Genomic DNA, 25945 nt, shown 5'->3' with positions numbered 1-25945 from the left:
GTGCTCCTTCAGTAAACCGGCTCGGCCGGGAAGCCTTCGGCCTGCATTTTCTTCAGCAACCCCTGCCAGCGCGACAGGCGCTTGGTATCGCCGACTTTCTTGTTGCCGCCCGCCCCCGTCAGCCACAAGCCCTCGCCGTTGAAAGCGTACACCGGCAACAGGTCGGTACGCTGGCTGGCCGGCTTGATCGCGTCCATCAGGCTGTCGAGCACCAGTGGCTGGGCCTGTGGGCTTGAATAATAGGTCAGGACCATGTGTGCCCGGTTCTGCCGCAGGGCCTTGACGTAAGTGATACGCAGTTTGTCGGCAGGAATGCCCAGGCGCCGCAGGCTGAAGTACTTGGCGATGGCGTAGTCCTCGCAGTCGCCGGCCCCCTTGATCAGCGACTGGACCGGCGTGGCCCAATAGTCGACCTCGCGCCACAGGTCGATGTCCTCGACATAGCGCAGCTGCGTGTTGAAGAACAGGTTGACCGCCTGCAACTGGCTCAACTCGCTGCCCTGCTGATGGGTCGCCAGCAGGCGCTGCCAGGCGTCGATGCGCCCCTGGCCGGCGCCAAGGGGCCCGTAGAGGGCCTGGGCACGGCTGCTGATCTGCGCGAAGTCCCAGTCCGCCTGCGTAGCGCCCAGCAACAGGCAGCCCAGCAGTGCGGCAGCACCGATTCGGCGTACAGTCCTTGTAATGGCCCAAGGTATCGCCACTGCGAACACCCGTTCAGAATCAGTTGGAAGCCGCGATGGTGCGGGCAGGTATGGCAAAAGACAATGGCAGGTTGTGGCCCGTTTGCCAGCCGTCGGCAAACAGGCTTCGTACGGGCTGCGGTCTTTTCGCCGACTTCCCAAGGCCTGCGACTTGCTTCACGATAGCCGCGTTTCTTCACCGGCTGCAGGCCTCGCCAAGCAAGCGGTTTGACAAGACCCCCGTTCCCTCACTAGGGTTATTGGATCCAATTTTCATGTTGCCGAGGCAAAACCCGCGTGGCTGAGAAACCCAAACTCCTGAGCACCGTGCTGGGCAGCGAGCAAGTACCGGCGCACCTGGCCCGCAGTGTGATCGAAGAACGCCTGCGCAGCGCCATCCTCGATGGCCGCCTGCCCCCAGGCACCGCCTTGCGCCAACAGGAACTGGCCTCGTTGTTCGGCGTCAGCCGCATGCCGGTACGCGAAGCCTTGCGCCAGCTCGAAGCGCAGTCGCTGCTGCAGGTGGTGATGCACAAGGGCGCGGTGGTCGCACCGCTGATCGGCGAGGACGCCGTGGACACCTATGCCCTGCGCGTCATCCTCGAGACCGAGGCCCTGCGCCAGTCGATCCCGCTGCTCGACGCCGATGACATTGCCCTGGCCCGGGGTTACATCCAACAGCTGGAAAACGAAACCCGCCACGCCGAGATCGGCCGCCTCAACCGGCTGTTCCACATGACGCTCTACAGCAAGGCGGGGAACCAGAAGCTGCTGCGCCTGATTGAAATCGAGCTCAACGAAGAAGAACGCTTCCTGCGCTTCCACCTGTCGTCCATGGGGCTCGGCAAGCTCACCCAGGACGATCACATCGCCCTGACCGATGCCGCCAGCGACAAGCTGGTGGACGAAGCCGTCAGGCTGCTGGAAGCACACCTGAACAATGCCGCCCGGACCATCAGGAAATACCTCGACAGGCAAACTGCCGGCTGACCCCGCGGCAGGTGTCCGGCAAGAGGAACGCCCGTGCACGAGCACACTCCACAGGCAAAGGATCCCGCGCGACTGCCCAGCATTCGCCTGATCTGCCTGGCCAGCAGTCGCCAGCAGCTGATCCAGTACCGCACTTGGTCCCGTGCCTTGAGCGACCCCATCGAGCTGGTCGCCGTCGACATCAGCGCCACGGTGCCCGCCGCTGAGCTCGACGCCCCACAGTCCCTCCCTGCGCTGGCCCGCACCCTGGCCAGCCGCCTGCAACCCTTCCTGGCTCACCCCCACGCCCTGTTTGCCCAGGATGAAGCCGCACACCTGGCGCTGGCCCTGACCTACCTGGCACAGCGCAGCAACCCTGGGCAAACCCGACGTTTGTTTGTTTCCAGCTGTGACAGCCCTGACGCCACCGAAGGTGGCCTAACCGAGCACATCCAGGTGCCGGTGACCGCGTTCTATCCCCCCGAAACGCTGGCCGCCATGCTTGGCTGGCAGCGCCTTGCCCCCCGGGAGCTCGAGCTTGTCGAGCTGCCGGCCCACAGCCAGCCAGGCGACCAACGCCTGATAAGCGTCCTCAATGCCCACCTTGGGCTTCTCTGTTTCGCCTGACCCCACCCGCGTTTCACGCCCGTGATCACGGCGCCGGTACTGCTCGATCCATCGCAGACCATGGCGGTGCCAGCCTTTTGAGCACACTCTACACACTGCAGCGGCCGCTGATTTAAAAGCGGACCTGGCCGCCTGCAGCCACTTCCACCCGCAGAAGGAGCCTGCCACCGGGGCCAGGACCGCAGCACGATCAGCCGCCCCTTAACAGTTCAACGTCTTCAACACCCATTCATCAGTGCTCCGAGTGAAGCATTCACTCCTTGTTTGTTTTTCTGATAGTTAATTGTCGGAAGGAGCACCTTATTGCCAAATTAAAACTTTTAAATAAGTTTTAACGCACTCACTCAACTTGCAAATACTCAAACTTTAAAATAATTAAAAAAACAATTGCAGCAAACTTTGTCATTGCTTTAAGTTCTGTCTCACCCCGTGCAGCAGCGCGGCGGCAACCGTGAACAGCAGCCCGCAACATCCCATGCGGCCTAGGCTTATTGATCTGCAGCGAAACTTTGTTCGGGGCACTTGCTCGCCCTGAATACAGTGAGCACGGACAACTTGCCACACTTAAACCAACAACCAATGGAGCCTCCATGAGCACATTGAAGCGCACTCTCGACCATAAAAAACATGCACTTTCCCAACACCCGCTGTTCTCCGAAATCGACTCGCTGGCGACCTTGCGACGGTTCATGGAAACCCATGTATTCGCGGTATGGGACTTCATGTCGCTGACCAAGCGCCTGCAGCAGGAACTGACCTGCGTCAGCCTGCCCTGGCTACCCCCGGCCGACCCGGCCGCCGCGCGGCTGATCAACGAGATCGTGCTCGGCGAGGAGTCGGACGACCGCCTCGACCACGGCCATTACAGCCATTTCGAGCTGTACCTGGACGCCATGCGCGAGGTCGGCGCCAGCACCCAGGCCATCGAGCGCTTCATCAGCCTGCAGCAACAAGGCGTCGATGCGCTCAGCGCCCTGGTGCGCTGCGAAGCCAGCGACGCCGCCCAGCGATTCGTGCGCGATACCCTCGAAGTGGCCCTGCATGCGCCTGCCCACCGTGTGGCCGCGGCCTTCCTGCATGGCCGGGAAAGCGTCATCCCGACCATGTTCCAGCAGATCCTCGACGAGTGGGGTATCGGCAGCGAACAGGCCCCGACCTTCCGTTACTACCTGCAGCGCCATATCGAAGTCGACTCCGAGGACCACGGCCCCGCCGCGGAGCAGTTGCTGGCCCGCCTGGTCGAGCATGACCCGCTGCGCCAGGAGGAGGTGCATGCCGCCGCCATCGACGCCGTGGACAGCCGCATGGCCCTGTGGGATCGCCTGCGCGCCGCGCTGCAGGCGCCGGTCGCCGAGGTCAACCCATGAACGCCGTGGACTACCGCTCCTTCGCCGACGCCTGGGAGGCACGCGCAACCATCCGCACCCGCCCCCGGCGCCGGCTGGAGGACGACCAGCGGTTGATCTACCCGCTGAGCCGCCAGCCGCTGGTGCTGGGTGCCACCTTCCAGCGCGAATGCCCGCAGCTGCGCGACTTCGTGCTGGTGCAGAGCCTCTACAAGTTCATCAACGACGTGGTGATCTTCGAGACCGAGATCGTCGACCGGACCGCCCGGCGCATCGCCAAGGATCGCTTCGCCGTGCGCTTCCCGTTCGCCTGCCGCTACGACGCGATGACCGTGGTGGTCGACGAGGACTACCACGCCCTGGTGGCCATGGACTTCCTGCAGCAGACCATCGCCCTGACCGGCATCGCGCCGATCGCCCTGCCCGAGGAAATCGAACTCAGCCGGGCCATCCCGGCGGCGCTGGAGCAGGTGCCCGAAGCGCTGCGCGACGCGCTGGAGCTGGTGTGCGTGGGCATCGCCGAGAACACCCTGACCGACGATGTCGCGGCGTTCGCCCGGGATGATTCGGTCAAACCGTCGGTCAAGGGGCTGATGGCCGACCACCTGCTCGACGAAGGCCGCCATTCGAGCTTCTGGGCCCGCCTCACACGGATCTACTGGCAGGCCGCGCCAGAGGCCGAACGGCAAGCGATCGCCGAGGTACTGCCGGTGTTCCTCGGCCAGTACCTGACCAACGAGATCCAGCAGGCCTTCGACTTCGCCCTGATCGCCGCGCTGCCGGTGGACGAGGCGGTGCGCGAGGCCCTGCGCGAGGAGGCTCGGGGCCTGGCCTACCCGATCAACCACCAGCACCCGCTGCTGGGCAACATCCTGCGTTTCCTGCGCAGCAGCTCGATGCTCGAATCGGCCTGCGTGCAGGACGCGCTGCGCGACTACCTGCCCTGAGGAACCGATCATGAGACGCCTCGACATATTCCTGGTGGGCACCAGCCCCGCCATCGGCGCCTTTGCCCGCCTGCTCGACGAACATGGCCATGGCACCACCACGGCGGACAGTGCGCAGGCCCTGCGCCAGCAGCTGTCGCCCGCCACCGGGCTGGTGGTGGACGACGGCAGCCTGGCCCTGGCCAGCGGCGACTGGCAGGCACTGGGCAGCACGCCATTGCTCAGGTTGCGCCTGGGCGCCCGCTTGGGCGAGACCTTGCCGCACCTGGAAACCCTGTGCTGGTGCGGCAGTGCCAGTGCCCAGCGCCTGATCGAGCGGCTGCCGGTGCCCGCGCCGGATTCGGGCAATGGCCAGCAACTGTACCAAGACACCTTGCAGGCCTTGTGCGACCAACTGGCCCTGCACGTCACCCGCTTTGCCCGCAACCCGCTGCACCTGCAGGAGGCGCCGGCGGTCAGCCCCGGCGCCAGCGAACACGAGCACGGCCTGGGCTGGCTGGAGGCGTTGGCCTACCGGCATCCGTTCAACCGTGCGCTGCGTGCCGACCTGCTGGAGCAGGCCCAGGGCAGCCTGGTCGGGCAGCTGGAGCAGAGCCTGCGCCGGCACGCCGCATCCCCGGCATTGCATGACGCTGGCCAGCGCCATAGCTATCGCCAGCTGCACGCCCGCACAGCCGCCATCCAGCAAGCCCTGCTACCGCTGCTGGCCGGCGCCCACGCGTCCCCGCCGGTGGTGGCGGTGTGCATGGGCAAGTCGCCCGAGCTCTACGCCAGCCTGCTGGCGGTGTTGGGCTGCGCCGCCATCTACCTGCCGCTGGACCCGGCCACGCCAGCGGGGCGGCGCCAACGCATCCTCGACGATGCCGGCGCCTGCGTGCTGCTGCATGACGGCCAGTTGCCTGCCGCCATCGCCCACCTGGACGTCCGTGACATTGCGCCTTTGGAGGGCCCTGAGCTGCCGAGCCTGGTACTGCGCGAAGCGCACGTCGGGCAACCCTGCGTGGCGATCTACACCTCCGGCACCACCGGCCAGCCGAAGGGCGTGCTGCTCAGCCAGGGCAACCTGATGCATTTCATGGCCTGGTACCGCGAGCACGTGGCGCTGGATCGGCACAGCCGGGTACTGCAGTTTTCCACCATCGGCTTCGACGCATCCTTGCTGGACATCCTGCCAACCTTCGCCTGCGGTGCCGAACTGGTGCTGCCTGGCGAAGACCAGCGCCGCGACCCGCGGCAACTGCTGGCACTTATCCACAGCCAGGAAATCACTCATGCGTTCCTGCCGCCGGCCCTGCTGAGCATCCTGCCGCGCGACGAACACCTGGGCCTGCAGCACCTGATCACCGGGGGCGATGTCTGCGAACCCGAAGTGATCGCACGGCTGGCCGGGCAGTGCCGGATGCACAACATCTACGGCCCGACAGAGACCACGGTGCTGGCCACCACGCGGGTAATGGCGCCGGATGACAGCAACCGCAACCTCGGGCGGCCGATCGCCAACACCCAGGTGCTGATCCTCGATGACGCCCTGCGCCCGGTGCTGGAGCAGACCCCCGGCGAGCTGTACATCGCCGGGCCCGGCGTTGGCTTGGGTTACCTGAACAATCCGCTGCTGACGGCCGAGCGCTTTGTCGAGCTGGGCCTGCCCGATGGCCGCTCGCTCAGGGCCTACCGGACCGGCGATATCGGCAAATGGACCGCCCAGGGCATCGAGCTGTGCGGGCGACGCGACAACCAGGTGAAGATCCGCGGCTTTCGCGTGGAGCCCGAGGAGATCGAGCACTGCCTGCGCGACGCCCGCCTGTTCGCCCAGGTGGCGGTGGTGATCGACCCCCAGCGGCGGGTGCTGGCCTTCCTCGCCCACCCGCAAAACGCCGAGGCCCTGGCGCTGCTGCGCGAGCACGCCGAAAGCAGCCTGCCCGACTACATGCGCCCGATGTTCTACCAGGTGCTGGAGCAGATGCCCTACACCGCCAATGGCAAGGTCGACCGCCAGGCGCTGCTGCTGCGGCCACTGGCCTTGCCGGCGCAGCAGCACCTGCAACCGCAGACCGCCACCGAGCATCAGCTGCGCGAGGTGTGGAGCGAATTGCTGGAACTGCCCGAGGCCGATATCGCCATCGACGACAGCTTCTTCAACCTGGGGGGCCACTCGATCCTGCTGTCGCGCCTGCTGCTGGAAGTGCGTGAACGCTTCGGCCAGGGGGTGGCGATCAACCGCTTCATCGAGCAACCGACCGTGCAACGCCTGGGCGCGCTGCTCGACGGTGTCGAGGCCGTGCAGCAGGACCCTCTGGCCCGCCCTGAACAGGACGCGCAGCGCGAACTGGGCCTGCGGGTGCTGCCGGTGGAACGACTGGGCGATGTGCACAAGGTGATCGTCACCGGCGCCAACAGCTTCGTCGGCGTGCACCTGGTCGAGGCGCTGCTGGACTGGGGCGCCAGCGAAGTGGCCTGCCTGGTGCGCTGCGCCAGCGGCCGCACGGCCAGCGAACGCTTCGCCCAGGCGCTGCGCGACAACCAGCTGGAGCTGGACATGGCCCGCGTGCGGGTGTTCGAAGCCGACCTGCGCCAGCCGCGCCTGGGGCTGGCCCAGGCCGACTACGACTACCTGGACCAACACTACGGCGCGCTGCTGCACAACGCAGCGCAAGTCAACCATGTGCTCGACTACCAGGCGCTGGCCGCCGACAACATCGAGCCGCTGTTCGAGTGCCTGCAGTTGTGCGAGGGCCGGCGCAAGAAAATCTTCAACTTCGTCTCGACCCTGTCCGCCTGCAGTGCCGTGGACGCCGCAGGCCAGGTGCTGGAGGCCGAGCCCGCGGCGACGCCGCCGCTGTACATCCGCAACGGCTACAACCTGAGCAAATGGGTCGGCGAGCGCATCCTGCAGCGCGCCCGCGCGCAAGGGGTGTGGGTCAACCTGTTCCGCCCCGGCAACATCACCTTCGACAGCCGCACCGGCGTCTGCCAGCCCCACAGCAACCGCCTGATGCTGATGCTCAAGGGCTCGCTACAGCTGGGCCAGGTGCCGCGCCTGGAGATCGATTTCGACCTGATGCCGGTGGACTTCCTCGCCCGTTTCATCGCCTTCCACAGCAGCCGCCACCAGCCCGGCGAATGCGTGTTCAACCTGCACAACCCCGAGCCGCTGCGCTGGAGCGATTACCTGGCGTCGTTCCGCGAGCAGGGCCATGCCTTCGAGCTGGTCAGCGTCGAGCACTGGCAACAGCGCCTGCGCCGGATCGACCGCGACAACGCGCTGTATGACGTCCTCGGTTTCTACCTGGACGGCTTCGGCGAAGACATCGGCGACATCGGCGGCATCGCCCACGACAACGCCCGCGCCGGCGTGCGGCGCATGGGCAGCCATTACCCGAGCAAGAGCCCGGCGCTGCTGCGCCGGGGCTGCCGCTACCTGGCCGACATCGGCTTTATCTGACCTTTATCCACAACCGGAGCAACACGACATGCAAGCACTCAAGCCCGATACCCTGATCCGCAACCCCGAAGGCTGCCAGGTGGTGGCCAGCGTGGACATCGCCGCGCCCGCCGCCAGCGTCTGGAACATCGTCGGCAACTTCGCCGGCTTCCCGGTGTTCATCCCGGCGCTGGCGCACATCGACATGACTGGCAGCGGCGTGCGTTCGGTGCGCAAGAAGCTGTTCAAGGACGGCAACGTGGTGATCGAACAGCTCAACGCCCGTGATGAGCAGGCCATGCACATGACCTGGAGCCTGATCTACACCAGCCTGAACATCGGCAACCTGTGGGCGGCGATGGCCGTGGAGGCGCTCGATGCCGGCCACAGCCGCGCCACCTGGACCATCCAGGCCGAACCCCTGCAAGGCGGGGCCGAGGCGCTGCCAGGCTTCCAGGCGTTCCTGCAGGGCTTTGCCGATGAGGCGATGAGCAATGTGAAAAACCTGCTCAGCTGACCCCGCCCAACGACAAAAAGCCGCGTCCCCCGGGGGCGCGGCTTTTTGTCGTTGGGCAACCCTGCCGGCGGCTTACAGCACCACGCGCAGGCACTGCCCGGCGTGATACAGCGAGAACCCCGACTCATAGAACGCCGTGCGCAACGATGGCGCACTCACCCCTTTCATCGGCGAGAACGGGATCGGCAGGCTGTCCGGATCGTCCTTGAGCAGGAACTCGGCGAACGCCCGGCCAATCACCGTGCCGGTGGTGTTGCCACGGCCGTTGTAGCCAGTCACCGCCACCAGCCCCGGCGCCGGCTCGAACAGGCGCATCAGGTGGTCGGGGGTGAAGTCGATGCAGCCGGTCCAGTGCATTTCCCACTCGACCTTGCCCAGCTCCGGGTAGTAGTGGCTCTGGATGCGGTCGGCCCAGCTGCGCACGAACCACGCAGGCTTGTTGTCGACCCGGCCCAGGCTGCCGAGCAGCAGGCGGCCCTGGTCGTCGCGGCGGATGCTGCTGAGCACGGTGCGGGTGTCCCACGAGCCCTGGCCATGGCGCAGGACCTTGTCGGCAGCCGCGCCGTGCAGGGGCTTGGAGGCCACCTGGTAGTAGTAGCCACGGAAGAACTGCTTCTGCAGGTTGCTCCAGTCGCCTTCGGTGTAGGCGCCAGTGGAGATCACCACTTTGTCGGCGCGCACCGCGCCGCGCGCGGTCTTCACCCGCCAGGCAGCGCCGTCGCGCTCCAGGCCCTCGACAGCGGATTGCTGGAACAGCTTGCCGCCCAGGCGGGCCACGGCGCCCGCCAGGCCCTGGGTGTAGCCCATGGGGTTGATGGTGCCGGCGCGGCGGTCGAGCAGCGCGGCGGAAATCTTGTCGGTACCGCAGTATTCCTGGCATTGCGCGCCGGTCAGCAGCTCGACATCGGCGCCACGGCGCGACCATTGCTGGTGGCGGGCTTCGAGGTCGGCGATGCCGGTGGCGTTGTGCGCCATGTGCAGGGTGCCTTTGTGCTGTGCCTGGCAGTCGATACCCAAGCGCTCGATCATGGCGAACACCTCGCCCGGCGCCTCGCCCAGCACCTTGTTCAGGCGGCTGCCTTGCTTCTGGCCGAGGGTGGCCTCGACATCATCGGGGCGGATCCAGGTGCCGGCGTTGACCAGGCCGACGTTGCGCCCGGAACCGCCGTGGCCGATCTTCCAGGCCTCCAGCAGGATCACCGACTTGCCCTGCTCCAGCAGGTGGATCGCCGCGGACAGCCCGGTGATGCCGCCGCCGATCACGCAGACATCGGCCTTGTGCTCGCCGGCCAGGGCCTGGGCGGCGACGGTCGGCTGGGTGACGTGTTCCCACAGACATTCTTGACGCAGTTCGGACATGGCCCGGCTCCAGCTGTTGTTCTTGTTGGGGCCGCTGTGCGGCCCTTTCGCGGGTAAACCCGCTCCCACAGGGACCACACAGGCCTCAAGGGCGGTGGAGCTCCTGTGGGAGCGGGTTTACCCGCGAACCGGGGGCATAGCCCCCGGCCATGCAGCATCAACCCATCAGTCGAACACGATACCCTGCGCCAGCGGCAGCTCGCGCGAGTAGTTCACGGTGTTGGTCTGGCGACGCATGTAGCCTTTCCAGGCATCGGAGCCGGACTCACGGCCACCGCCGGTCTCTTTCTCGCCACCGAACGCCCCGCCGATCTCGGCGCCGCTGGTGCCGATGTTGACGTTGGCGATGCCGCAGTCGCTGCCCGAAGCACTCTGGAAGCGCTCGGCCTCACGAATGTCAGTGGTGAAGATGCACGACGACAGGCCCTGTGGCACTTCGTTGTTCAGGCGCAGGGCCTCTTCGAAGTCGTCGTAGGCCAGCACGTAGAGGATCGGCGCGAAGGTCTCGTGGCGCACCACGTCGCTCTGGGCCGGCATCTCGGCGATAGCAGGGGTCACGTAGTAGGCGTTCGGGTACTGCTCGGCCAGCTGACGCTCGCCACCGAATACCTGGCCGCCTTCATCGCGGGCCTTGGCCAGCGCGCCTTGCATGGCGTCGAACGACAGCTTGTCGATCAGCGGGCCGACCAGGTTGTCCTTGCGTGGGTCGCCGATGCGCACCTTGGCGTAGGCGGCCTTGACCCGGGCAACCACTTCATCCTTGATCGAGCGGTGCACGATCAGGCGGCGCAGGGTGGTGCAGCGCTGGCCGGCGGTGCCGACGGCGGAGAACAGGATGCCGCGCACGGCCAGGTCCAGGTCTGCGCTCGGGGCGAGGATCATGGCGTTGTTGCCACCCAGTTCGAGGATGCTGCGGCCGAAGCGTGCCGCCACCCGTGGGCCCACTTCACGGCCCATGCGGGTGCTGCCGGTGGCGCTGACCAGCGGCACGCGCGGGTCGTCGACCAGGGCTTCACCGGCTTCGCGGCCGCCGATCACCAGCTGGCTCAGGCCGGCCGGCGCATCGCCGAAGGCTTTCAGGGCTTTTTCGAACAGCGCCTGGCAGGCCAGGGCGGTGAGCGGGGTCTTCTCGGACGGCTTCCACACCACCGAGTTACCGGCCACCAGGGCCAGTGCGGTGTTCCACGCCCACACGGCGACCGGGAAGTTGAAGGCGCTGATCACGCCGACCACGCCCAGCGGGTGCCAGGATTCACGCATGTGGTGGCCCGGGCGCTCGGAGGCGATGGTCAGGCCGTACAGCTGGCGCGACAGGCCGACGGCGAAGTCGCAGATGTCGATCATTTCCTGCACTTCGCCCAGGCCTTCCTGGGTGATCTTGCCAGCTTCGATCGAGACCAGCTCGCCGAGGTCGGCCTTGTGTTCGCGCAGCACTTCACCGAACAGGCGCACCAGCTCGCCACGGCGCGGGGCCGGTACGCTGCGCCAGGCTTCGAAGGCCTGCTGGGCCTGGTCGATGCGGGCAATGGTGTCGGCCTTGCCGAGCAGTTTCACCGAGGCGATCTGGCTGCCGTCGATCGGGGTGTGAACAGGGTAGTCGCCCTGGGTGTAAGCCGTGGCGGCAACGCCAAGGCGCTCGAGCAATCCAGCAACCATTGTGCTTCTCCTTTCATCGTGTGAAGGGTTGGAAAATGACGTGGGTCAGTATTAATCCGATTACACAAGTGCAACAAACGACCTTTATTCCGCATATCATTCCGGCAGGTAATGATTCGAGCCGCCGAGACCGCTATGTCCAAACGCCTGGTACCGTCCATGACCGCCCTGCAGTGCTTCGAGGCTGCGGCGCGCCACCTGAGCTTCACCCGCGCCGCCGAAGAGCTGCACCTGACCCAGAGCGCGGTCAGCAAGCAGGTCGCGCAACTGGAGGAGATGCTGCGCCACCACCTGTTCCTGCGCATCCGCCGGCGCCTGCAGCTCACCCCCGCAGGCTCGTTGTACCTGGCCGAGGTCAACAAGATCCTCACCCAGGTGGACATGTCCAGCCGCTACGTGCAGACCTACGGCACGCAGACCGAAGTACTCAAGGTAGCCACTCAACCGAGTTTTGGCGTGCGCTGGCTGATCCCGCACCTGAAAGGCTTCGGCAAGCGCCACCCGAACATCCACCTGGACATCCGCAACGAGATGGAGCCGTTCGCCCTGCTGCAAGGGTCGGCGGACGTGGTGTTCTTCTACGGCCAGGGCACCTGGCCGGGGGCGACCTGCGTGGAGCTGTTCGGCGAGGAAGTGGTGCCGGTGTGTGCGCCGGAGTTGCTGCAGGGGCGCACGCTGGCGGACGCGGGTGCGCTGGCAGAGCTGGTGCTGCTGCAGAGCGCCTCACGCCCGGAGGCGTGGCATGAGTGGTTCCTGGAACAGGGGCTGCACACCGACAACAGCTACCACGGGCCGCGTTTCGATACGTTCTATATGGCGTTGAGCGCGGCACAGTCGGGGTGTGGGGTGGCGCTGGTGCCGCGCTATCTGGTGGCCAGGGAGCTGGCCGAGGGCAGCCTGGTGATGGCCTGGGACCATGCGATGAAGAGCAATGGCGCGCATTACCTGGCGTATGCCGAGCATGCGGCGGAGGTGCCGAAGGTGCGGGCGTTGGTCGAATGGGTTCGCGAGCAGCTTACGGCTTGAAGGCCTCTTCGCGGGTAAACCCGCTCCCACAGGGGTCACGCAAGGCTCAAGGCCAGTGGAATATCTGTGGGAGCGGGTTTACCCGCGAAAGGGCCCTCGATGTCGATCAAAAAAGGAATGAAACACTCACTTTTTTTCGCTTGTACGGCAACTCCATTCCCAGCTTTCATGTAAGCGTCCGAACCTAACCAGGAAGCTTGCGATGCCCGCCCACGATTTCGTCAGCCCCGACAGCATCCGCGCGCAGTTCTCTGCCGCCATGTCGCTCATGTACAAACAGGAAGTGCCCCTTTACGGCACGCTGCTTGAGCTGGTGAGCGAGATCAACCAGCAGGTCATGGCCGAGCAGCCCAAGGTGGCCGAGGCCCTGCGCTGGACCGGCGAGATCGAGCGCCTCGACCAGGAGCGCCACGGCGCCATCCGCGTCGGCACCGCCGAAGAACTCGCCACCATCGCCCGGCTGTTCGCGGTGATGGGCATGCACCCGGTCGGCTACTACGACCTCAGCTCGGCCGGTGTGCCGGTGCATTCCACCGCCTTTCGCGCGGTGCACGAACAGTCGCTGCACGTCAGCCCGTTCCGCGTGTTCACCTCGCTGCTGCGCCTGGAGCTGATCGACAACCCGCAATTGCGCGAACTGGCCCAGGGCATCCTCAACCAACGGCAGATCTTCACCCCGCGAGCGCTGGAGCTGATTGCCCAATGCGAACGCGACGGCGGCCTGAACGCGAGCGACGCCGAACACTTCGTCAACGAAGCCCTGCACACCTTCCGCTGGCACCAGGACGCCACGGTCACTGCCGAGCAGTACCAGCAGTTGCACGATCAGCACCGCCTGATCGCCGACGTGGTGGCGTTCAAGGGCCCGCACATCAACCATCTGACCCCGCGCACCCTGGACATCGACGCGATCCAGGTCGGCATGCCGGCCAAGGGCATCCCGCCCAAAGCCGTGGTCGAAGGCCCGCCCACCCGTCGCCACCCGATCCTGCTGCGCCAGACCAGTTTCAAGGCATTGCAGGAAAAGGTCGCCTTCAGCGATGCCCAGGGCAGCCACACGGCGCGCTTCGGCGAGATCGAACAGCGTGGCGCGGCGCTGACGCCCAAGGGCCGCCAGCTGTACGACCGCCTGCTCGACGCCACCCGCGCCGCCCTGGGGGGCGTACCGGCCGAGGCCAATGCCGAACGCTACAAGGCGCTGCTGGAGGCGCAGTTCGCCGAGTTCCCGGATGACCTGGCGCAGATGCGCGAACAGGGGCTGGCGTACTTCCGCTACTTCGCGACCGAACAGGGCCTGGCCGCACGCGGACAGGCGGACCGCCCGACCACCCTGCAAGGGCTGATCGACGCTGGCCACGTGCATTACGAGGCGCTGGTGTACGAGGATTTCCTGCCGGTGAGTGCGGCGGGGATCTTCCAGTCCAACCTGGGCGACGAGGGCCAGGCCGAGTACGGCAGCAATGCCAACCGCGAGGCATTCGAGGCGGCGCTGGGGCTGGCCGTGCAGGATGAGCTGGGGTTGTATGCGCAGAGCGAGCGGCGGTCGTTGCAGGCGTGTGCGCAGGCGTTGGATCTGGGCTCGATGTAAGTCTTCAGGACGCCGGGGCTGCTTTGCAGCCCTTTCGCCGGCAAGCCGGCTCCCACAGTTACGGCGCACGCAGTTCTTGTGGGAGCCGGCTTGCCGGCGAAAGGGCCGCAAAGCGGCCCCAACTGCACTATCGCTGGGTACGGAACCGATCCACTTCCTGGCGCAACTGCCCCGCCAACCCTTCCAGCTCGCGGGCGGTATTGGCCAGTTCATTGGCCACATCACGCTGCTCACTGTTGGCCTGGGCAATGCTCTGCAGATTCCGGCTGAGCACCGTCGCGGTGCTGCTCTGCTCCTGGGTCGCCGTGCTGATCACCGCGAACTGCTCACCCGCCGTACGGCTCTGCTCGTCGATGCGCGCCAGGGCCTCGGCCACTTTGTCGTTGCGCGCCAGACCTTCCTGCATCAGCTGGTTGCCCTGCTCCAGGGTGCTGATGGCATGGCCGGTCTGCTGCTGGATGCTGGCGATCATTACCGAGATTTCATCGGTGGCCTGGCGGGTGCGCGCGGCCAGGCCACGTACCTCGTCGGCCACCACGGCAAAGCCACGGCCCTGCTCGCCGGCACGGGCCGCCTCGATGGCGGCGTTGAGCGCCAGCAGGTTGGTCTGTTCGGCGATCGCGGTGATCACCCCGACGATGCCGCCGATCTCCTGCGAACGGGCACCCAGGGTGTCCATCACCGTCGCGGTGCCGCCCAACGCCTGGGCAATCTGCTTGAGCGAGGCCGAGGCCTGGTCCATGGCATTGCGGCCGATGCGGGTCTGCTGGGCGTTGTCGCGGGCCATGCGTTCGGTGCCGGCCATGTTGTCGGCGATGTTCATCGAGGTGGCGCTGAACTCTTCCACCGCGCCGGCCATGCTGGTGATCTCGCCGGACTGCTGCTCCATGCCCTCGCAGGCACCGGACGACAGGCCCGACAGCGAACGGGCGCGGCCGCTGACTTGCTCCGAGGCCTCGCGGATATGCTCGACCATGGTCGCCAGGGCGTCGGCCATCTGGTTGAAGCCGCGCGCGAGCTGGCCGATCTCGTCATGGCTGGTGACGCTCAGGCGGGCATCGAGGTTGCCGGCCCCCAGCGCCTCGGCCTGGCGCACCAGGTCGCCCAGCGGGCGCAGCTTGCGGCGCAGCAGCCAGAGTGTGGCGACCACGGCCAGCAGCATGGCCAGCAGGCTGCCGATGGCCAGGCGCAGGCCGACACTCCAGGTCACCTCACGGATTTCTGCCTGCGGCATGCTCGCCACCACGGTCCATGGGCCCTCGGCGAACGGCATGGCGACACTGAACTGCGGCACACCGGCGCTCTCCCAGAAACGCCCCTCGCCGGCCTTGAGGCCTTTGATGGCCTGGGCCGCGGCTTCGCCGTCACGCACCTCGGCCGGCGGCACCAGCCACTTGCCCTGCTCGTCGAGCAGCGCCAGCGAGCCGGTCTGGCCGATGCGGAAGCGCTTGAGGTTGGCGAACTGGGCGTTTTGCGCGTCGGTGTAGTCGAAGCCGACGAACAGCACCGCGATCACCCGGCCACTGCCGTCACTAACCGGCACGTAGCGGGTCATGTAGTTGCGCTCGAACAGCACGGCGCGGCCGACGTAGGTCTGCCCGGCCATCAGCTTGGCGTAGGCCGGGTGCTGGCGATCGAGCTGGGTGCCGATGGCGCGGCTGCCGTCCTGTTTGGTCAGCGAGGTGCTGATGCGCACGAAGTCGTCGCCGCTGCGCACGAACAGGGTGGCGACCCCGGCAGTCATCTGCTGGAACTCGTCGACCTGGTGGAAATCGTTGTTCAGCAGGTGTTCGCCCAGGTACAGCGCCGGGGTGGTGACCCCGGCCACGCTGACCGTCTCGCCCGCATGCAGGGCCAGGCCGGTGGCGAAGCGGCGCTCGAACAGCCCGCTGAGGCGCTGGGTGTTGTCCCTGAGCGAACCGTGGAAGGTGTCCAGCTGGTCGGCCAGCAGCCGCGCTTCGCTGCCCAGGTGAGCCTGGCGGGTGGTGAGGTTGGCGTCGTCCAGCGAACGCAGGGCGAACAGGGTACTGCCGGTGATCACCAGCGCCAGCACGATGGCGAGGGCGATACCGAGTTGCGAGGCGATACGGGCACGCGGTTGAGACATGGATGAGCTCCTGGCAAGAGGCCGGGATCGTCCTGATCACGCTGACCACCCGCTTCCTATCGACGGGGAATCGCGCCCTCTCCGGGACGCTGGTGCCAGTGGATCGGCGTCGCGGGGGAATACTTGAGTGTCGGGCCGGGGTATTCGCAAACCTTTGCGTTCGGCATAGACCCTTTCGCGGGTAAACCCGCTCCCACAGGGTTTGCGCAATCCCTGTGGGAGCGGGTTTACCCGCGAAGAGGCCGGCACAGGCGCTCACGCTACCGGCAAGATCTGCACATCCGGCAAGTCCATCCCCACCGCCTCTTCCTGCAAAAACCCGCTCAACCTGCGTAACCGCTCGCCCCCCGGCCGGGTCCTGGGCCACACCAGGTAATAATCCAGCCCGCTGGCCACCGCCGTCGGCCAGGGCAGGCTCAGGCGCCGCTGGGCCACATCCTCGGCCACCATCAGCAGGTCGCCCATGGAGATCCCGTACCCACGGGCAGCCGCGATCATGCCCAGCTCCAGGGTGTCGAACACCTGCCCACCCTTGAGCGACACCTTGTCGGTGAGCCCCATGCGCGCCAGCCAGGCGCGCCAGTCACGCTTGTCGGGGGTGGGGTGCAGCAGCTCGATGCCGGCCAGCCGTCGCTCATCCCAGGGCGCATCGTCGAGCAGGTCCGGCGCCCCCACCGGGATCAGCAGCTCGCTGAACAGCCGGCGGACCTCCCAGTCGGCCGGGAAGTTGCCGTCGCTGAGCAGCACCGCACAGTCGAACGGTTCCTGGTTGAAATCGACGTGGTCGACGTCCATCCAGGCGCTGGTCAGTTGCACTTCGTTGCCCGGCTGCAGGTGGCGAAAGCGGCTCAGGCGCGCCAACAGCCAGCGCATGGTCAGGGTGGACGGCGCCTTCATGCGCAGGATGTCGTCTTCGCCGCGCAAGGTCTCGCAGGCTCGCTCCAGCGCGGCGAAGCCGTCGCGCACGCCGGGCAGCAACACCCGCGCGGCCTCGGTCAGTTGCAGGCTGCGGCCGCTGCGCACGAACAGGCGGCAGGCGAAGTGCTCTTCCAGCGTGCGGATATGCCGGCTGACCGCGCTCTGGGTGATCGACAGTTCGACCCCGGCGCGGGTGAAGGAGCTCAGCCGCGCGGCGGCTTCGAATGCGCGTAGCGCATACAGCGGAGGGAGCTGGCGGGACATGGCGTACCTGGCATGCGGGGCCGTGGAGGCAGTGCACTGGATCATACATGCATGAGTCAGACTCATGGCAGTGATCGCATTTATCCTTTTGTGCAAAGCTGACCGAAGCCTCAGAATCGACCGCTCGCTCATTGCCCCACCCACAAGGACAAGCCCATGCACGTCGCGCCCACCACCGAACTCAAGGCTTTGCTGCGCCTGGCCGGGCCGCTGATCGCCTCGCAGTTGGCGCACATGCTGATGGTGCTCACCGACACCCTGATGATGGCCCGCATCAGCCCGCAGGCGCTGGCCGGTGGCGGGCTGGGGGCGGCGAGCTATTCGTTCGTGTCGATCTTCTGCCTGGGGATAATCGCCGCAGTCGGCACGCTGGTGGCGATTCGCAAGGGCGCCAACGACATCGAAGGCGCCACCCGCCTGGCCCAGAGCGGCCTGTGGCTGGCCTGGGGCCTGGCGCTGGCGGCGGCGCTGGTGCTGTGGAACCTCAAGCCGGCGCTGCTGCTGTTCGGCCAGCAGCCGGAGAACGTCGACGCGGCCATGCAGTTCCTCACCCTGCTGCCGCTGGCCCTGCCCGGCTACCTGACGTTCATGGCCCTGCGCGGCTTCACCAGTGCGCTGGGGCGCTCCACGCCGGTGATGGTCATCAGCCTGGTGGGCACGGTGCTCAACTACCTGCTCAACCATGCGCTGATCGAGGGCATGTTCGGCCTGCCCAAGCTGGGCCTGATGGGCATCGGCCTGGTCACTGCGGTGGTGTCGGTGGGCATGGCCATCGCCCTGGCGCTGTACATCCGCTGGCACAAGGCCTATGCCGCCTACCCGCTGCGCAAGGGCCTGATGCGCCCTTCGCTGCCGGCGCTGCGCGAGCTGTGGCGCCTGGGCTTGCCGATCGGCGGCACCTACATGGTCGAGGTCGGGCTGTTCGCCTTCGCCGCGCTGTGCATGGGCGTGCTTGGCAGCACGGAGCTTGCGGCGCACCAGATCGCCCTGCAGATCGTCTCGACCGCGTTCATGGTGCCGACGGGGCTTTCGTATGCGGTGACCATGCGCGTGGGCCTGTACTACGGCGCCGGCAACTTGCTGGCGGCGCGCAGTGCCGGGCGTGTCGGGATCGGTTTCGGCGCCACGCTGATGCTTGGCTTTGCCGCGCTGTTCCTGTTGCTGCCGGACAACCTGGTGGGCTTGCTGGTGAACCGTGACGACCCGGCCTTTGCGCCGATCTTCCAGCTGGCGGTGCAACTGGTGATGGTGGCGGCCTGGTTCGAGCTGTTCGACGGCGTGCAGACCATCGCCATGGGCTCGATCCGTGGCCTGAAGGATGCCCGCACCACCTTCCTGATCGGCGCGGTGTGCTACTGGCTGGTGGGGGCGCCGAGTGCCTGGTTGTTCGCCTTCACCCTTGGCGGTGGGGCGCCGGGGATCTGGTGGGGGCTGGCGCTGGGGTTGGCCTGTGCGTCGGTGGCGCTGACCTTTGCCTTCGAATGGCGGATGAAGCGGATGATTGGCAAGGCGGGGGTTGGGGCGAAGGCGGCAGTGCCGGTGTGAACTTGGGGCCGCTTTGCGACCCATCGCCGGCAAGCCGGCTCCCACAGGGATCGCGCCTGGCTTGAGGCCGGCGCGGTCAGGGTGGGAGCTGGCTTGCCAGCGATGAGGCCCTAGAGGACTTCCGCCAATTTAGGCTCAGAGGCCTGCAACAGGTACTCGATCAACTCCGCCACCGGCAGTGGCCGGCTGACCAGGAAGCCTTGCACCTGATCACAGCCGAACTCACGCAGCAACGCCATCTGCTCCTCGCTCTCGACCCCTTCGGCCACCACCTCCAGGTTGAGGTTGTGCGCCAGGTTGATCATCGCGTGCACCAGCTTGCGGTTCTCTTCGCGCTGCTCCATGCCGCCGACGAAACTGCGGTCGACCTTGAGCAGGGTGATCGGCAGGCTGTTGAGGTGCACGAACGAGGAGAAGCCCGTGCCGAAGTCGTCCAGCGAGAAACGCACACCGAGGCGCCCGAGGGCATCCATGGTCTGGCGCACCAGCTCATTGCGGCGCATCACCGCCGTTTCGGTCAGCTCGAACTCCAGCCAGCGCGCATCGACGCCATGCTCGACGATCAGCCGGCTCAGGGTGGCCAGCAACTGGCTGTCCTGGAACTGGCGGAAGCTCAGGTTGACCGCCATGTGCAGCGGCGCCAGGCCGCGCTCGCGCAAGGCCTGCATATCGCTCAGGGCACGGGAGATCACCCAGTAGCCCAGCGGCACGATCAGCCCGCTCTGCTCGGCCAGCGGCACGAACTCGCTGGGCGGCAGCAGGCCGCGCTCCGGGTGGTTCCAGCGCACCAGGGCCTCGAGGCCGACGATACGGCCGTCGGTGAGGTTCAGCCGTGGCTGGTAGTGCAGTTCCAGCTCGTCGCGGCGCAGGGCGCGGCGCAGCTCGCTTTCCAGGTCGGCGAGGCTGCGGGCGTTGCGGTTGATGCGCTCGTTGAACACATGGAAGGTGCAACCCTGGCTGCCCTTGGCCTGGCGCATGGCGATGTGCGCATGCCACATCAGCGGGTCGGCGCCGGCCTGGGCGCGGGCGTGGGCAATGCCCAGGCTGCAGCCGAGCAGCAGGCTTTCGCCGTCGATCCAGTAGGGTTCGGTCAGGGCCTCGGTGATGCGTTCGGCGATCCATTCGGCGCGGTTGGCGTCACGCCGGGTGTCGATCAGCAGGGCGAACTCGTCACTGCCCAGGCGCGCCAGCTGGTCGGTGGCTTCGAGCTGGCTCTTGAGCCGTGCCACCACTTGCAGGATCAGGCGATCGCCGCCCTGGTGGCCGAGGGCATCGTTGACGTGGCGGAAGTTGTCGAGGTCGAGGTGGCCCAGGGCCAGGCCGCGGCCTTCGTTTTCGGCCAGGCGCGTCGTCAGCAAGGCCTGGAAGCCCTGGCGGTTGGCAATGCCGGTCAGCGGGTCCTGCTCGGCCAGACGTTGCAGGGTGGCGACCAGTACACCGCGCTCGCGTACATGGCGCAGGGAGCGACGCAGGGCGTCGGTGCCCAGCTGCGCCAGCACCAGCCAGTCGCTGACGCCTACCGGTGTAGCCGCAGGCTCCTGCTCGAGCAGCAGGATGGTCGGCAGCTCGCAGCGCCCTGGGGCGGGCTGCAGCTCGGGGGTGGCCAGCACCACGGCCTGGCGGTCGTTGGCGAACAGGCTGTCGACCGCTGCCCAGTTCGGCGCGGTCAGCAGCACCGCACTCCCACCCAGAGGCTGCAGGCATTCGCGCAAGCGTGCGGCCCATTCCGGCTCATCGGCCAACAGCAGCAAACGCAGGGGTTCGGCGGGCGTGGACAAGCGGGCTCCTTAGGCGTGGACGGTGGAACGGCGGGGGCGGTGTATCCTACCGCAACGAATGAAAATGATTTTCACTTTTAGTCATGGTCATCCTTGACCAGGGCCCCGTCGCATTTTGACGTGCATCCTGCGCGAAACCCGCGCAACCGGCAAACAGGATTTCGGGGATTTGCATGGCGGTTGGCGGTATTGCCCTGCCAAGCCGTGAAAAACCCCGCCTGGCAGGCGGTAAAAGGTTGACTCACACGTCAGACGGTCGCGCCACAAACCCTGGATGCCTGTTAGAATGCGCGGCTATTTTCTGGCGACCCCCGGTTTCTAGCATGTCCCGACTCAATCCCCGGCAACAGGAAGCCCGAGACTACGTTGGCGGCCCTCTTTTGGTGCTCGCTGGTGCAGGCTCCGGCAAGACCAGCGTGATCACGCGCAAGATTGCCCACCTCATCCAGAACTGCGGCATCCGTGCCCAGTACATCGTGGCGATGACCTTTACCAACAAGGCCGCGCGCGAGATGAAGGAGCGTGTCGGCACCTTGCTGCGCCCGGGGGAAGGCCGTGGCCTGACGGTGTGTACGTTCCACAACCTGGGCCTGAACATCATCCGCAAGGAGCACGAGCGCCTGGGCTACAAGCCGGGGTTCTCGATCTTCGACGAGTCCGACATCAAGGCGTTGCTGTCGGACATCATGCAGAAGGAATACTCCGGCGACGACGGCATCGACGAGATCAAGAACATGATCGGTGCCTGGAAGAACGACCTGATCCTGCCGCCCGAGGCGCTGGAGAAGGCGCGCAACCCGCGCGAGCAGACCGCCGCCATCGTCTACACCCACTACCAGCGCACGCTCAAGGCGTTCAACGCGGTGGACTTCGACGACCTGATCCTGCAACCGGTCAAGCTGTTCCAGGAGCACCCCGAAGTGCTCGAGCGCTGGCAGAACCGCGTGCGCTACCTGCTGGTGGACGAATACCAGGACACCAACGCCAGCCAGTACCTGCTGGTGAAGATGCTGATCGGCATGCGCAACCAGTTCACCGTGGTGGGCGACGACGACCAGTCGATCTACGCCTGGCGTGGCGCGCGGCCAGAGAACCTGATGCTGCTCAAGGAGGACTACCCCTCCCTGAAGATCGTCATGCTCGAACAGAACTACCGCTCCACCAGCCGCATCCTGCGCTGCGCCAACGTGCTGATCGCCAACAACCCCCATGCGTTCGAGAAACAGCTGTGGAGCGAGATGGGCGTGGGCGACGAGATCCGCGTGATCCGCTGCAAGAACGAGGAAGCCGAGGCCGAACGCGTGGCCATGGAAATCCTCACCCTGCACCTGCGCACCAACCGCCCGTACAGCGACTTCGCCATCCTCTACCGCGGCAACTACCAGGCCAAGCTGATCGAACTGAAGCTGCAGCACCACCAGGTGCCGTATCGCCTGTCCGGCGGCAACAGCTTCTTCGGCCGCCAGGAGGTCAAGGACCTGATGGCCTACCTGCGCCTGCTGGTGAACCCGGACGACGACAACGCCTACCTGCGGGTGATCAACGTGCCGCGCCGCGAGATCGGCTCGACCACCCTGGAAAAGCTCGGCAACTACGCCACCGAGCGCGGCGTGTCGATGTACGCCGCCAGCGAGGAGCTGGGCCTGGGCGAGCACCTGGACGCGCGCTATACCGAGCGCCTGCAGCGCTTCAAGCACTGGCTCGACGGCGTACGCCACAAGGTGGCCCTGGACGAGCCGATCGCCGCGCTGCACGAGATGATCCGCGACATCGACTACGAGAACTGGATCCGCCAGCAGACCGCCAGCGACAAGGCGGCGGAGTTCCGCATCAGCAACGTCTGGTTCCTGGTCGAAGCGCTGAAGAACACCCTCGAGAAGGACGAAGAGGGTGACATGACCATCGAGGACGCCATCGGCAAGCTGGTGCTGCGCGACATGCTCGAGCGCCAGCAGGAAGAGGAAGAGAACGCCGAGGGCGTGCAGATGATGACCCTGCATGCCTCCAAGGGCCTGGAATTCCCCTACGTGTTCATCATGGGCATGGAGGAGGAGATCCTCCCCCACCGCTCGAGCATCGAGGCCGACACCATCGAAGAGGAACGCCGCCTGGCCTACGTGGGCATCACCCGCGCGCGCCAGACCCTGGCCTTCACCTTCGCCGCCAAGCGCAAGCAGTACGGCGAAATCATCGACTGCACGCCGAGCCGGTTCCTCGATGAACTGCCGCCGGACGACCTGGCCTGGGAAGGCCTGGACGATGCGCCGGTCGAAGTCAAAGCCGCGCGGGGCAACAACGCGCTGGCCGATATCCGGGCCATGCTCAAACGCTGATCAACCATTACTCTTTAACTTTGCCGCTATTTGCGGCCACCTTTGCTACATCGAGGAAAACAAAGTGGAAGCACTGCATCAGAAGATTCGCGAAGAAGGCATCGTGCTTTCCGATCAGGTTCTCAAAGTCGACGCGTTTCTCAACCACCAGATCGACCCGGCGCTGATGCAGCTGATCGGTGACGAGTTCGCCCGTCTGTTCGCCGACTCGGGCGTGACCAAGATCGTCACCATCGAAGCCAGCGGCATCGCCCCGGCGGTGATGACCGGCCTGAAGCTCGGCGTGCCGGTGATCTTCGCCCGCAAGCACCAGTCGCTGACCCTGACCGAGAACCTGCTGACCGCCTCGGTGTACTCCTTCACCAAGCAGACCGAGAACACCGTGGCCGTCTCGCCACGCCACCTCAACAGCAGCGACCGCGTGCTGGTGATCGACGATTTCCTGGCCAACGGCAAGGCGTCCCAGGCGCTGATCTCGATCATCAAGCAGGCCGGCGCCACCGTGGCGGGCCTTGGCATCGTCATCGAGAAGTCGTTCCAGGGCGGCCGTGCCGAGCTGGACAGCCAGGGCTACCGCGTTGAATCGCTGGCGCGGGTGAAGTCGCTGGAAGGTGGCGTGGTTTCGTTCATCGAGTAAGGCCACACACCTATCCTGTGGGAGCGGGTTTACCCGCGAATACGATGTCGGATCCACCATCGCATTCGCGGGTAAACCCGCTCCCACAGGGTTCCGTGCAGCCCGGCATTATCGAGTCGCCGCCAACCCTGCCAGCAGCAACCGCTGGTAAAGCTCCTCCTTCAGCCCCTGTGGCTGCGCAAGCCCCATGCGCGCCAACTGCACCGCATAGGCCTCGGGCCCTGGCGCATCCAGTGCCGCCTTGCCCAGCTCCAGCACCTCGCTCAGCTTGAACTTGCTCTTCAACCAGTTCAGCGCCCGCAGCAGGTCGCGCTCCTGGGCCGTGAAATCGCTGCCCAGCGGGTACTCCGGGAACAGCCGTGCATGCCGCGCATGGATCGCCTCCAGGCGCTCGGGGGTGTTGTCGCGGTAGCGCTCGTCGAGCGCAAAGTCCTTTGCCAGCTTGCCCGCCGCCTTGGCCTGCTCCATCAGCTGCGCCTGAAACCGTGAATCACTGATCGCCAGCAACCGCGCAATCACCTCGCTGTCGGTTTGCCCGCGCAGGTCGGCAATGCCGTATTCCGTGATCACGATATCGCGCAGGTGCCGGGGAATCGTGCAGTGGCCGTAGCTCCAGTACAGGTTGGAGCTGACCTCCCCGCCCGCCTCGCGCCAGCTGCGCAGCAGCAGGATCGAGCGCCCGCCCTGCAGCGCATGGCCCTGGGCGACGAAGTTATACTGCCCGCCCACACCGCTGAGCACCCGGCCATCCTCCAGCTGGTCGGCCACACCGGCGCCGAGCAGGGTCATGCCGAACGCGGTGTTGATGAAGCGTGCGTCGCGGCGCTGGCGGCGCTTCAGGTCTTCCTGGCCGTAGAGCTCGTTGATGAAGCTGATGCGGGTCATGGCGAACTGCGCGCGCTGCGCCAGCGGCATCTCGCGCAGGCGCTGGTAGAACGCCTGCGGGCCGAGGAAGAAACCGCCATGCACCAGCACGCCCTGCTCGTCCGCCGGGCGGCGCACCACGCCGGCCTCGGCCAGGGCCAGCAGGCCGTTGACGAACATCTCGCTGCAGCCGTACAGCCCCTGGGCGAAGGCATCCAGGCCCCCTTCCCGCTCGATCAGCGCCTGCCACGGGCCGATATCCAACGCCTCGAGCAGGGCCCGGTAACCGTCGTTGTCACCCTGGCGCGCCAGCAAGGCGGCCGCCACCGCATCGCCCATGGCGCCGATGCCGATCTGCAGGGTGCCGCCGTCACGCACCAGGCTGCTGGCGTGCAGGCCGATGCAATGGTCCTGGGTGGTAACCGGCATGTTCGGGGTGGAGAACAGCCGGCGTTGCTCGGGTTCATCGATCAGCAGGTCGAAGTCGCTAATGGCCAGCTCCGAGTCGCCGGGCATGTAGGGCAGTTCGCTGTGCACCTGGCCGAGCAGCAGGATGGTTTCGCCGGCCGCGCGGCGCTTTTCGATCATCGGCAGCAGGTCGAGGGTGATGTCGGGGTTGCAGGCCAGGCTGAGGTGATCCGGGCGTTCAGGCGTGCCGGCCACCAGCTGCGCAACCAGGTTCAGGCCCTTGGCGTTGATGTCGCGGGCGGCGTGGCTGTAGTTGCTGCTGATGTAGTCCTGCTGTGCCGAGACGCTGTGCAGCAGGCTGCCCGGCTGCATGAAGAACTGCTCGACGCGGATGTTCGGCGGCAGGCTGTCGGCGCGCAGGTCGGCGACGTAGGTGAGCTCTTCGTAGTCGGCGAATACGCGCTCGACGAAGGGTTCGAGGAAGCGCCGTTGCAGGCCATCGCCGAGCGGTGGACGGCCGAGGGACAAGGCGGTGTAGATCGTCAAGCGGCGCTGAGGCAGGTCGCGCACCCGGGCGTACAGGGCGTTGATGAAGGCGTTGGGTTTGCCCAGGCCCAGGGGCAGGCCAACATGGATATGGGCAGGAAGGCGGGTCAATACTTGGTCGACGGCCTGATCGATCGAGCAGAGAAACATCATCGCCTCCTGAGCCACTCATGAGTTCAGTGGGTTGGACAAATGGCGGGCTCGTTGGTTGCCTTCACACGTTCAGAGTCTGAGTGCCTGGACAATCAGGTGGCGCGAAGCTTAACGCGCACGCCGCGAAATTACTCACGCGCCTATACATTAGGGGTGGCTGATCAGATCGAAAAGGCGAAATCAGCTAATGGGTATGGGTGAAGTGCACGCGCAGTACTGGAGGCCGGATTGAGTACATCCGGCCTCCAGAGGTTTG

At 66.2% G+C, this 25945-nt stretch carries 18 protein-coding genes; 11 read left to right on the top strand and 7 right to left on the bottom strand.

What is annotated here, in order from left to right; genetic code table 11:
• Window positions 1-8 precede the first annotated feature (8 nt).
• A complete protein-coding gene (gene lapG / locus ACQ4N9_RS22225; RefSeq protein WP_390968101.1) occupies window positions 9-701 on the bottom strand; it encodes a cysteine protease LapG in 693 nt (230 codons plus the stop codon).
• Between the two features lie 276 nt (window positions 702-977).
• Between lapG and ACQ4N9_RS22220 the strand changes: the two genes are divergently transcribed.
• The 6 genes from ACQ4N9_RS22220 to ACQ4N9_RS22195 all read left to right on the top strand — a co-directional run bounded on the left by ACQ4N9_RS22220 (window position 978) and on the right by ACQ4N9_RS22195 (window position 8507).
• Complete coding sequence (locus ACQ4N9_RS22220; RefSeq protein WP_110992035.1) at window positions 978-1670, top strand: GntR family transcriptional regulator; 693 nt, start codon at window positions 978-980, stop codon at window positions 1668-1670.
• Window positions 1671-1703: 33 nt separating this feature from the next.
• The gene (locus ACQ4N9_RS22215; RefSeq protein WP_390968100.1) at window positions 1704-2276 is read left to right on the top strand and encodes a hypothetical protein; all 573 of its coding nucleotides are present in this window, start codon (window positions 1704-1706) and stop codon (window positions 2274-2276) included.
• Between the two features lie 590 nt (window positions 2277-2866).
• Complete coding sequence (locus tag ACQ4N9_RS22210; RefSeq protein ID WP_390968099.1) at window positions 2867-3643, top strand: DUF3050 domain-containing protein; 777 nt, start codon at window positions 2867-2869, stop codon at window positions 3641-3643.
• Complete coding sequence (locus ACQ4N9_RS22205) at window positions 3640-4569, top strand: diiron oxygenase (protein WP_390968098.1); 930 nt, start codon at window positions 3640-3642, stop codon at window positions 4567-4569. The genes ACQ4N9_RS22210 and ACQ4N9_RS22205 overlap by 4 nt, the downstream gene beginning before the upstream one ends.
• A 10-nt stretch (window positions 4570-4579) precedes the next feature.
• Window positions 4580-8011, top strand: coding sequence for an amino acid adenylation domain-containing protein (locus ACQ4N9_RS22200; RefSeq protein WP_390968097.1), 3432 nt, complete (start codon window positions 4580-4582; stop codon window positions 8009-8011).
• 28 nt (window positions 8012-8039) lie between these two features.
• A complete protein-coding gene (locus ACQ4N9_RS22195; protein WP_390968096.1) occupies window positions 8040-8507 on the top strand; it encodes an SRPBCC family protein in 468 nt (155 codons plus the stop codon).
• Between the two features lie 72 nt (window positions 8508-8579).
• Here the strand turns inward: ACQ4N9_RS22195 and amaA are convergent, their stop codons facing one another.
• Together amaA and amaB are read right to left on the bottom strand one after the other, a co-directional pair.
• Window positions 8580-9866: an L-pipecolate oxidase gene (gene amaA, locus ACQ4N9_RS22190; RefSeq protein WP_390968095.1), complete on the bottom strand. Its 1287-nt coding sequence runs from the start codon at window positions 9864-9866 to the stop codon at window positions 8580-8582.
• A 165-nt stretch (window positions 9867-10031) separates the two neighbouring features.
• The gene (gene amaB, locus ACQ4N9_RS22185; RefSeq protein WP_110992028.1) at window positions 10032-11522 is read right to left on the bottom strand and encodes an L-piperidine-6-carboxylate dehydrogenase; all 1491 of its coding nucleotides are present in this window, start codon (window positions 11520-11522) and stop codon (window positions 10032-10034) included.
• 135 nt (window positions 11523-11657) lie between these two features.
• Here amaB and ACQ4N9_RS22180 point away from each other — a divergent pair, with 135 nt between their 5' ends.
• A complete protein-coding gene (locus ACQ4N9_RS22180) occupies window positions 11658-12548 on the top strand; it encodes a LysR family transcriptional regulator (protein ID WP_390968094.1) in 891 nt (296 codons plus the stop codon).
• A gap of 202 nt (window positions 12549-12750) precedes the next feature.
• On the top strand, window positions 12751-14136 hold the full coding sequence (gene hglS / locus ACQ4N9_RS22175; RefSeq protein ID WP_390968093.1) for a 2-oxoadipate dioxygenase/decarboxylase HglS: 1386 nt from the start codon (window positions 12751-12753) through the stop codon (window positions 14134-14136).
• Window positions 14137-14263: 127 nt separating this feature from the next.
• On the opposite strand, the gene ACQ4N9_RS22170 is transcribed toward hglS, so the two are convergent.
• Together ACQ4N9_RS22170 and ACQ4N9_RS22165 are read right to left on the bottom strand one after the other, a co-directional pair.
• Window positions 14264-16243, bottom strand: coding sequence for a methyl-accepting chemotaxis protein (locus tag ACQ4N9_RS22170; RefSeq protein ID WP_430933731.1), 1980 nt, complete (start codon window positions 16241-16243; stop codon window positions 14264-14266).
• A 255-nt stretch (window positions 16244-16498) separates the two neighbouring features.
• Window positions 16499-17425: a LysR substrate-binding domain-containing protein gene (locus ACQ4N9_RS22165; protein WP_322359660.1), complete on the bottom strand. Its 927-nt coding sequence runs from the start codon at window positions 17423-17425 to the stop codon at window positions 16499-16501.
• 156 nt (window positions 17426-17581) lie between these two features.
• Between ACQ4N9_RS22165 and ACQ4N9_RS22160 the strand changes: the two genes are divergently transcribed.
• Window positions 17582-18970 (top strand): NorM family multidrug efflux MATE transporter, encoded by a 1389-nt coding sequence (locus ACQ4N9_RS22160; protein WP_390968092.1) that lies wholly within the window; start codon window positions 17582-17584, stop codon window positions 18968-18970.
• Window positions 18971-19080: 110 nt separating this feature from the next.
• Here ACQ4N9_RS22160 and ACQ4N9_RS22155 read toward each other — a convergent pair whose 3' ends face one another.
• A complete protein-coding gene (locus tag ACQ4N9_RS22155; RefSeq protein ID WP_390968091.1) occupies window positions 19081-20748 on the bottom strand; it encodes a putative bifunctional diguanylate cyclase/phosphodiesterase in 1668 nt (555 codons plus the stop codon).
• A 323-nt stretch (window positions 20749-21071) separates the two neighbouring features.
• Between ACQ4N9_RS22155 and rep the strand changes: the two genes are divergently transcribed.
• Window positions 21072-23081, top strand: a complete 2010-nt coding sequence (rep, locus tag ACQ4N9_RS22150) for a DNA helicase Rep (RefSeq protein ID WP_110992021.1) — start codon at window positions 21072-21074, stop codon at window positions 23079-23081.
• Window positions 23082-23145: 64 nt separating this feature from the next.
• Complete coding sequence (gene xpt / locus ACQ4N9_RS22145; RefSeq protein ID WP_125466045.1) at window positions 23146-23718, top strand: xanthine phosphoribosyltransferase; 573 nt, start codon at window positions 23146-23148, stop codon at window positions 23716-23718.
• A gap of 108 nt (window positions 23719-23826) precedes the next feature.
• Here xpt and ACQ4N9_RS22140 read toward each other — a convergent pair whose 3' ends face one another.
• Window positions 23827-25686 (bottom strand): acetyl-CoA hydrolase/transferase C-terminal domain-containing protein, encoded by a 1860-nt coding sequence (locus ACQ4N9_RS22140; protein WP_390968231.1) that lies wholly within the window; start codon window positions 25684-25686, stop codon window positions 23827-23829.
• Window positions 25687-25945 lie beyond the last annotated feature (259 nt).

This window comes from Pseudomonas sp. ES1 (genome assembly GCF_050586605.1).
Lineage (GTDB): Bacteria > Pseudomonadota > Gammaproteobacteria > Pseudomonadales > Pseudomonadaceae > Aquipseudomonas > Aquipseudomonas sichuanensis.
This window is presented reverse-complemented; position numbering and strand designations above follow the sequence as displayed.

What these genes read in the sequence shown, in the direction of transcription:
- ACQ4N9_RS22210 (WP_390968099.1), top strand. Translation starts at nt 2,867, where the DNA reads ATGAGCACATTGAAGCGCACTCTCGACCATAAAAAACATGCACTTTCC.
- ACQ4N9_RS22205 (WP_390968098.1), top strand. Translation starts at nt 3,640, where the DNA reads ATGAACGCCGTGGACTACCGCTCCTTCGCCGACGCCTGGGAGGCACGC.
- ACQ4N9_RS22200 (WP_390968097.1), top strand. Translation starts at nt 4,580, where the DNA reads ATGAGACGCCTCGACATATTCCTGGTGGGCACCAGCCCCGCCATCGGC.
- ACQ4N9_RS22195 (WP_390968096.1), top strand. Translation starts at nt 8,040, where the DNA reads ATGCAAGCACTCAAGCCCGATACCCTGATCCGCAACCCCGAAGGCTGC.
- amaA (WP_390968095.1), bottom strand. Translation starts at nt 9,866, where the DNA reads ATGTCCGAACTGCGTCAAGAATGTCTGTGGGAACACGTCACCCAGCCG.
- amaB (WP_110992028.1), bottom strand. Translation starts at nt 11,522, where the DNA reads ATGGTTGCTGGATTGCTCGAGCGCCTTGGCGTTGCCGCCACGGCTTAC.
- ACQ4N9_RS22180 (WP_390968094.1), top strand. Translation starts at nt 11,658, where the DNA reads ATGTCCAAACGCCTGGTACCGTCCATGACCGCCCTGCAGTGCTTCGAG.
- hglS (WP_390968093.1), top strand. Translation starts at nt 12,751, where the DNA reads ATGCCCGCCCACGATTTCGTCAGCCCCGACAGCATCCGCGCGCAGTTC.
- ACQ4N9_RS22170 (WP_430933731.1), bottom strand. Translation starts at nt 16,243, where the DNA reads ATGTCTCAACCGCGTGCCCGTATCGCCTCGCAACTCGGTATCGCCCTC.
- ACQ4N9_RS22165 (WP_322359660.1), bottom strand. Translation starts at nt 17,425, where the DNA reads ATGTCCCGCCAGCTCCCTCCGCTGTATGCGCTACGCGCATTCGAAGCC.
- ACQ4N9_RS22160 (WP_390968092.1), top strand. Translation starts at nt 17,582, where the DNA reads ATGCACGTCGCGCCCACCACCGAACTCAAGGCTTTGCTGCGCCTGGCC.
- rep (WP_110992021.1), top strand. Translation starts at nt 21,072, where the DNA reads ATGTCCCGACTCAATCCCCGGCAACAGGAAGCCCGAGACTACGTTGGC.
- ACQ4N9_RS22140 (WP_390968231.1), bottom strand. Translation starts at nt 25,686, where the DNA reads ATGTTTCTCTGCTCGATCGATCAGGCCGTCGACCAAGTATTGACCCGC.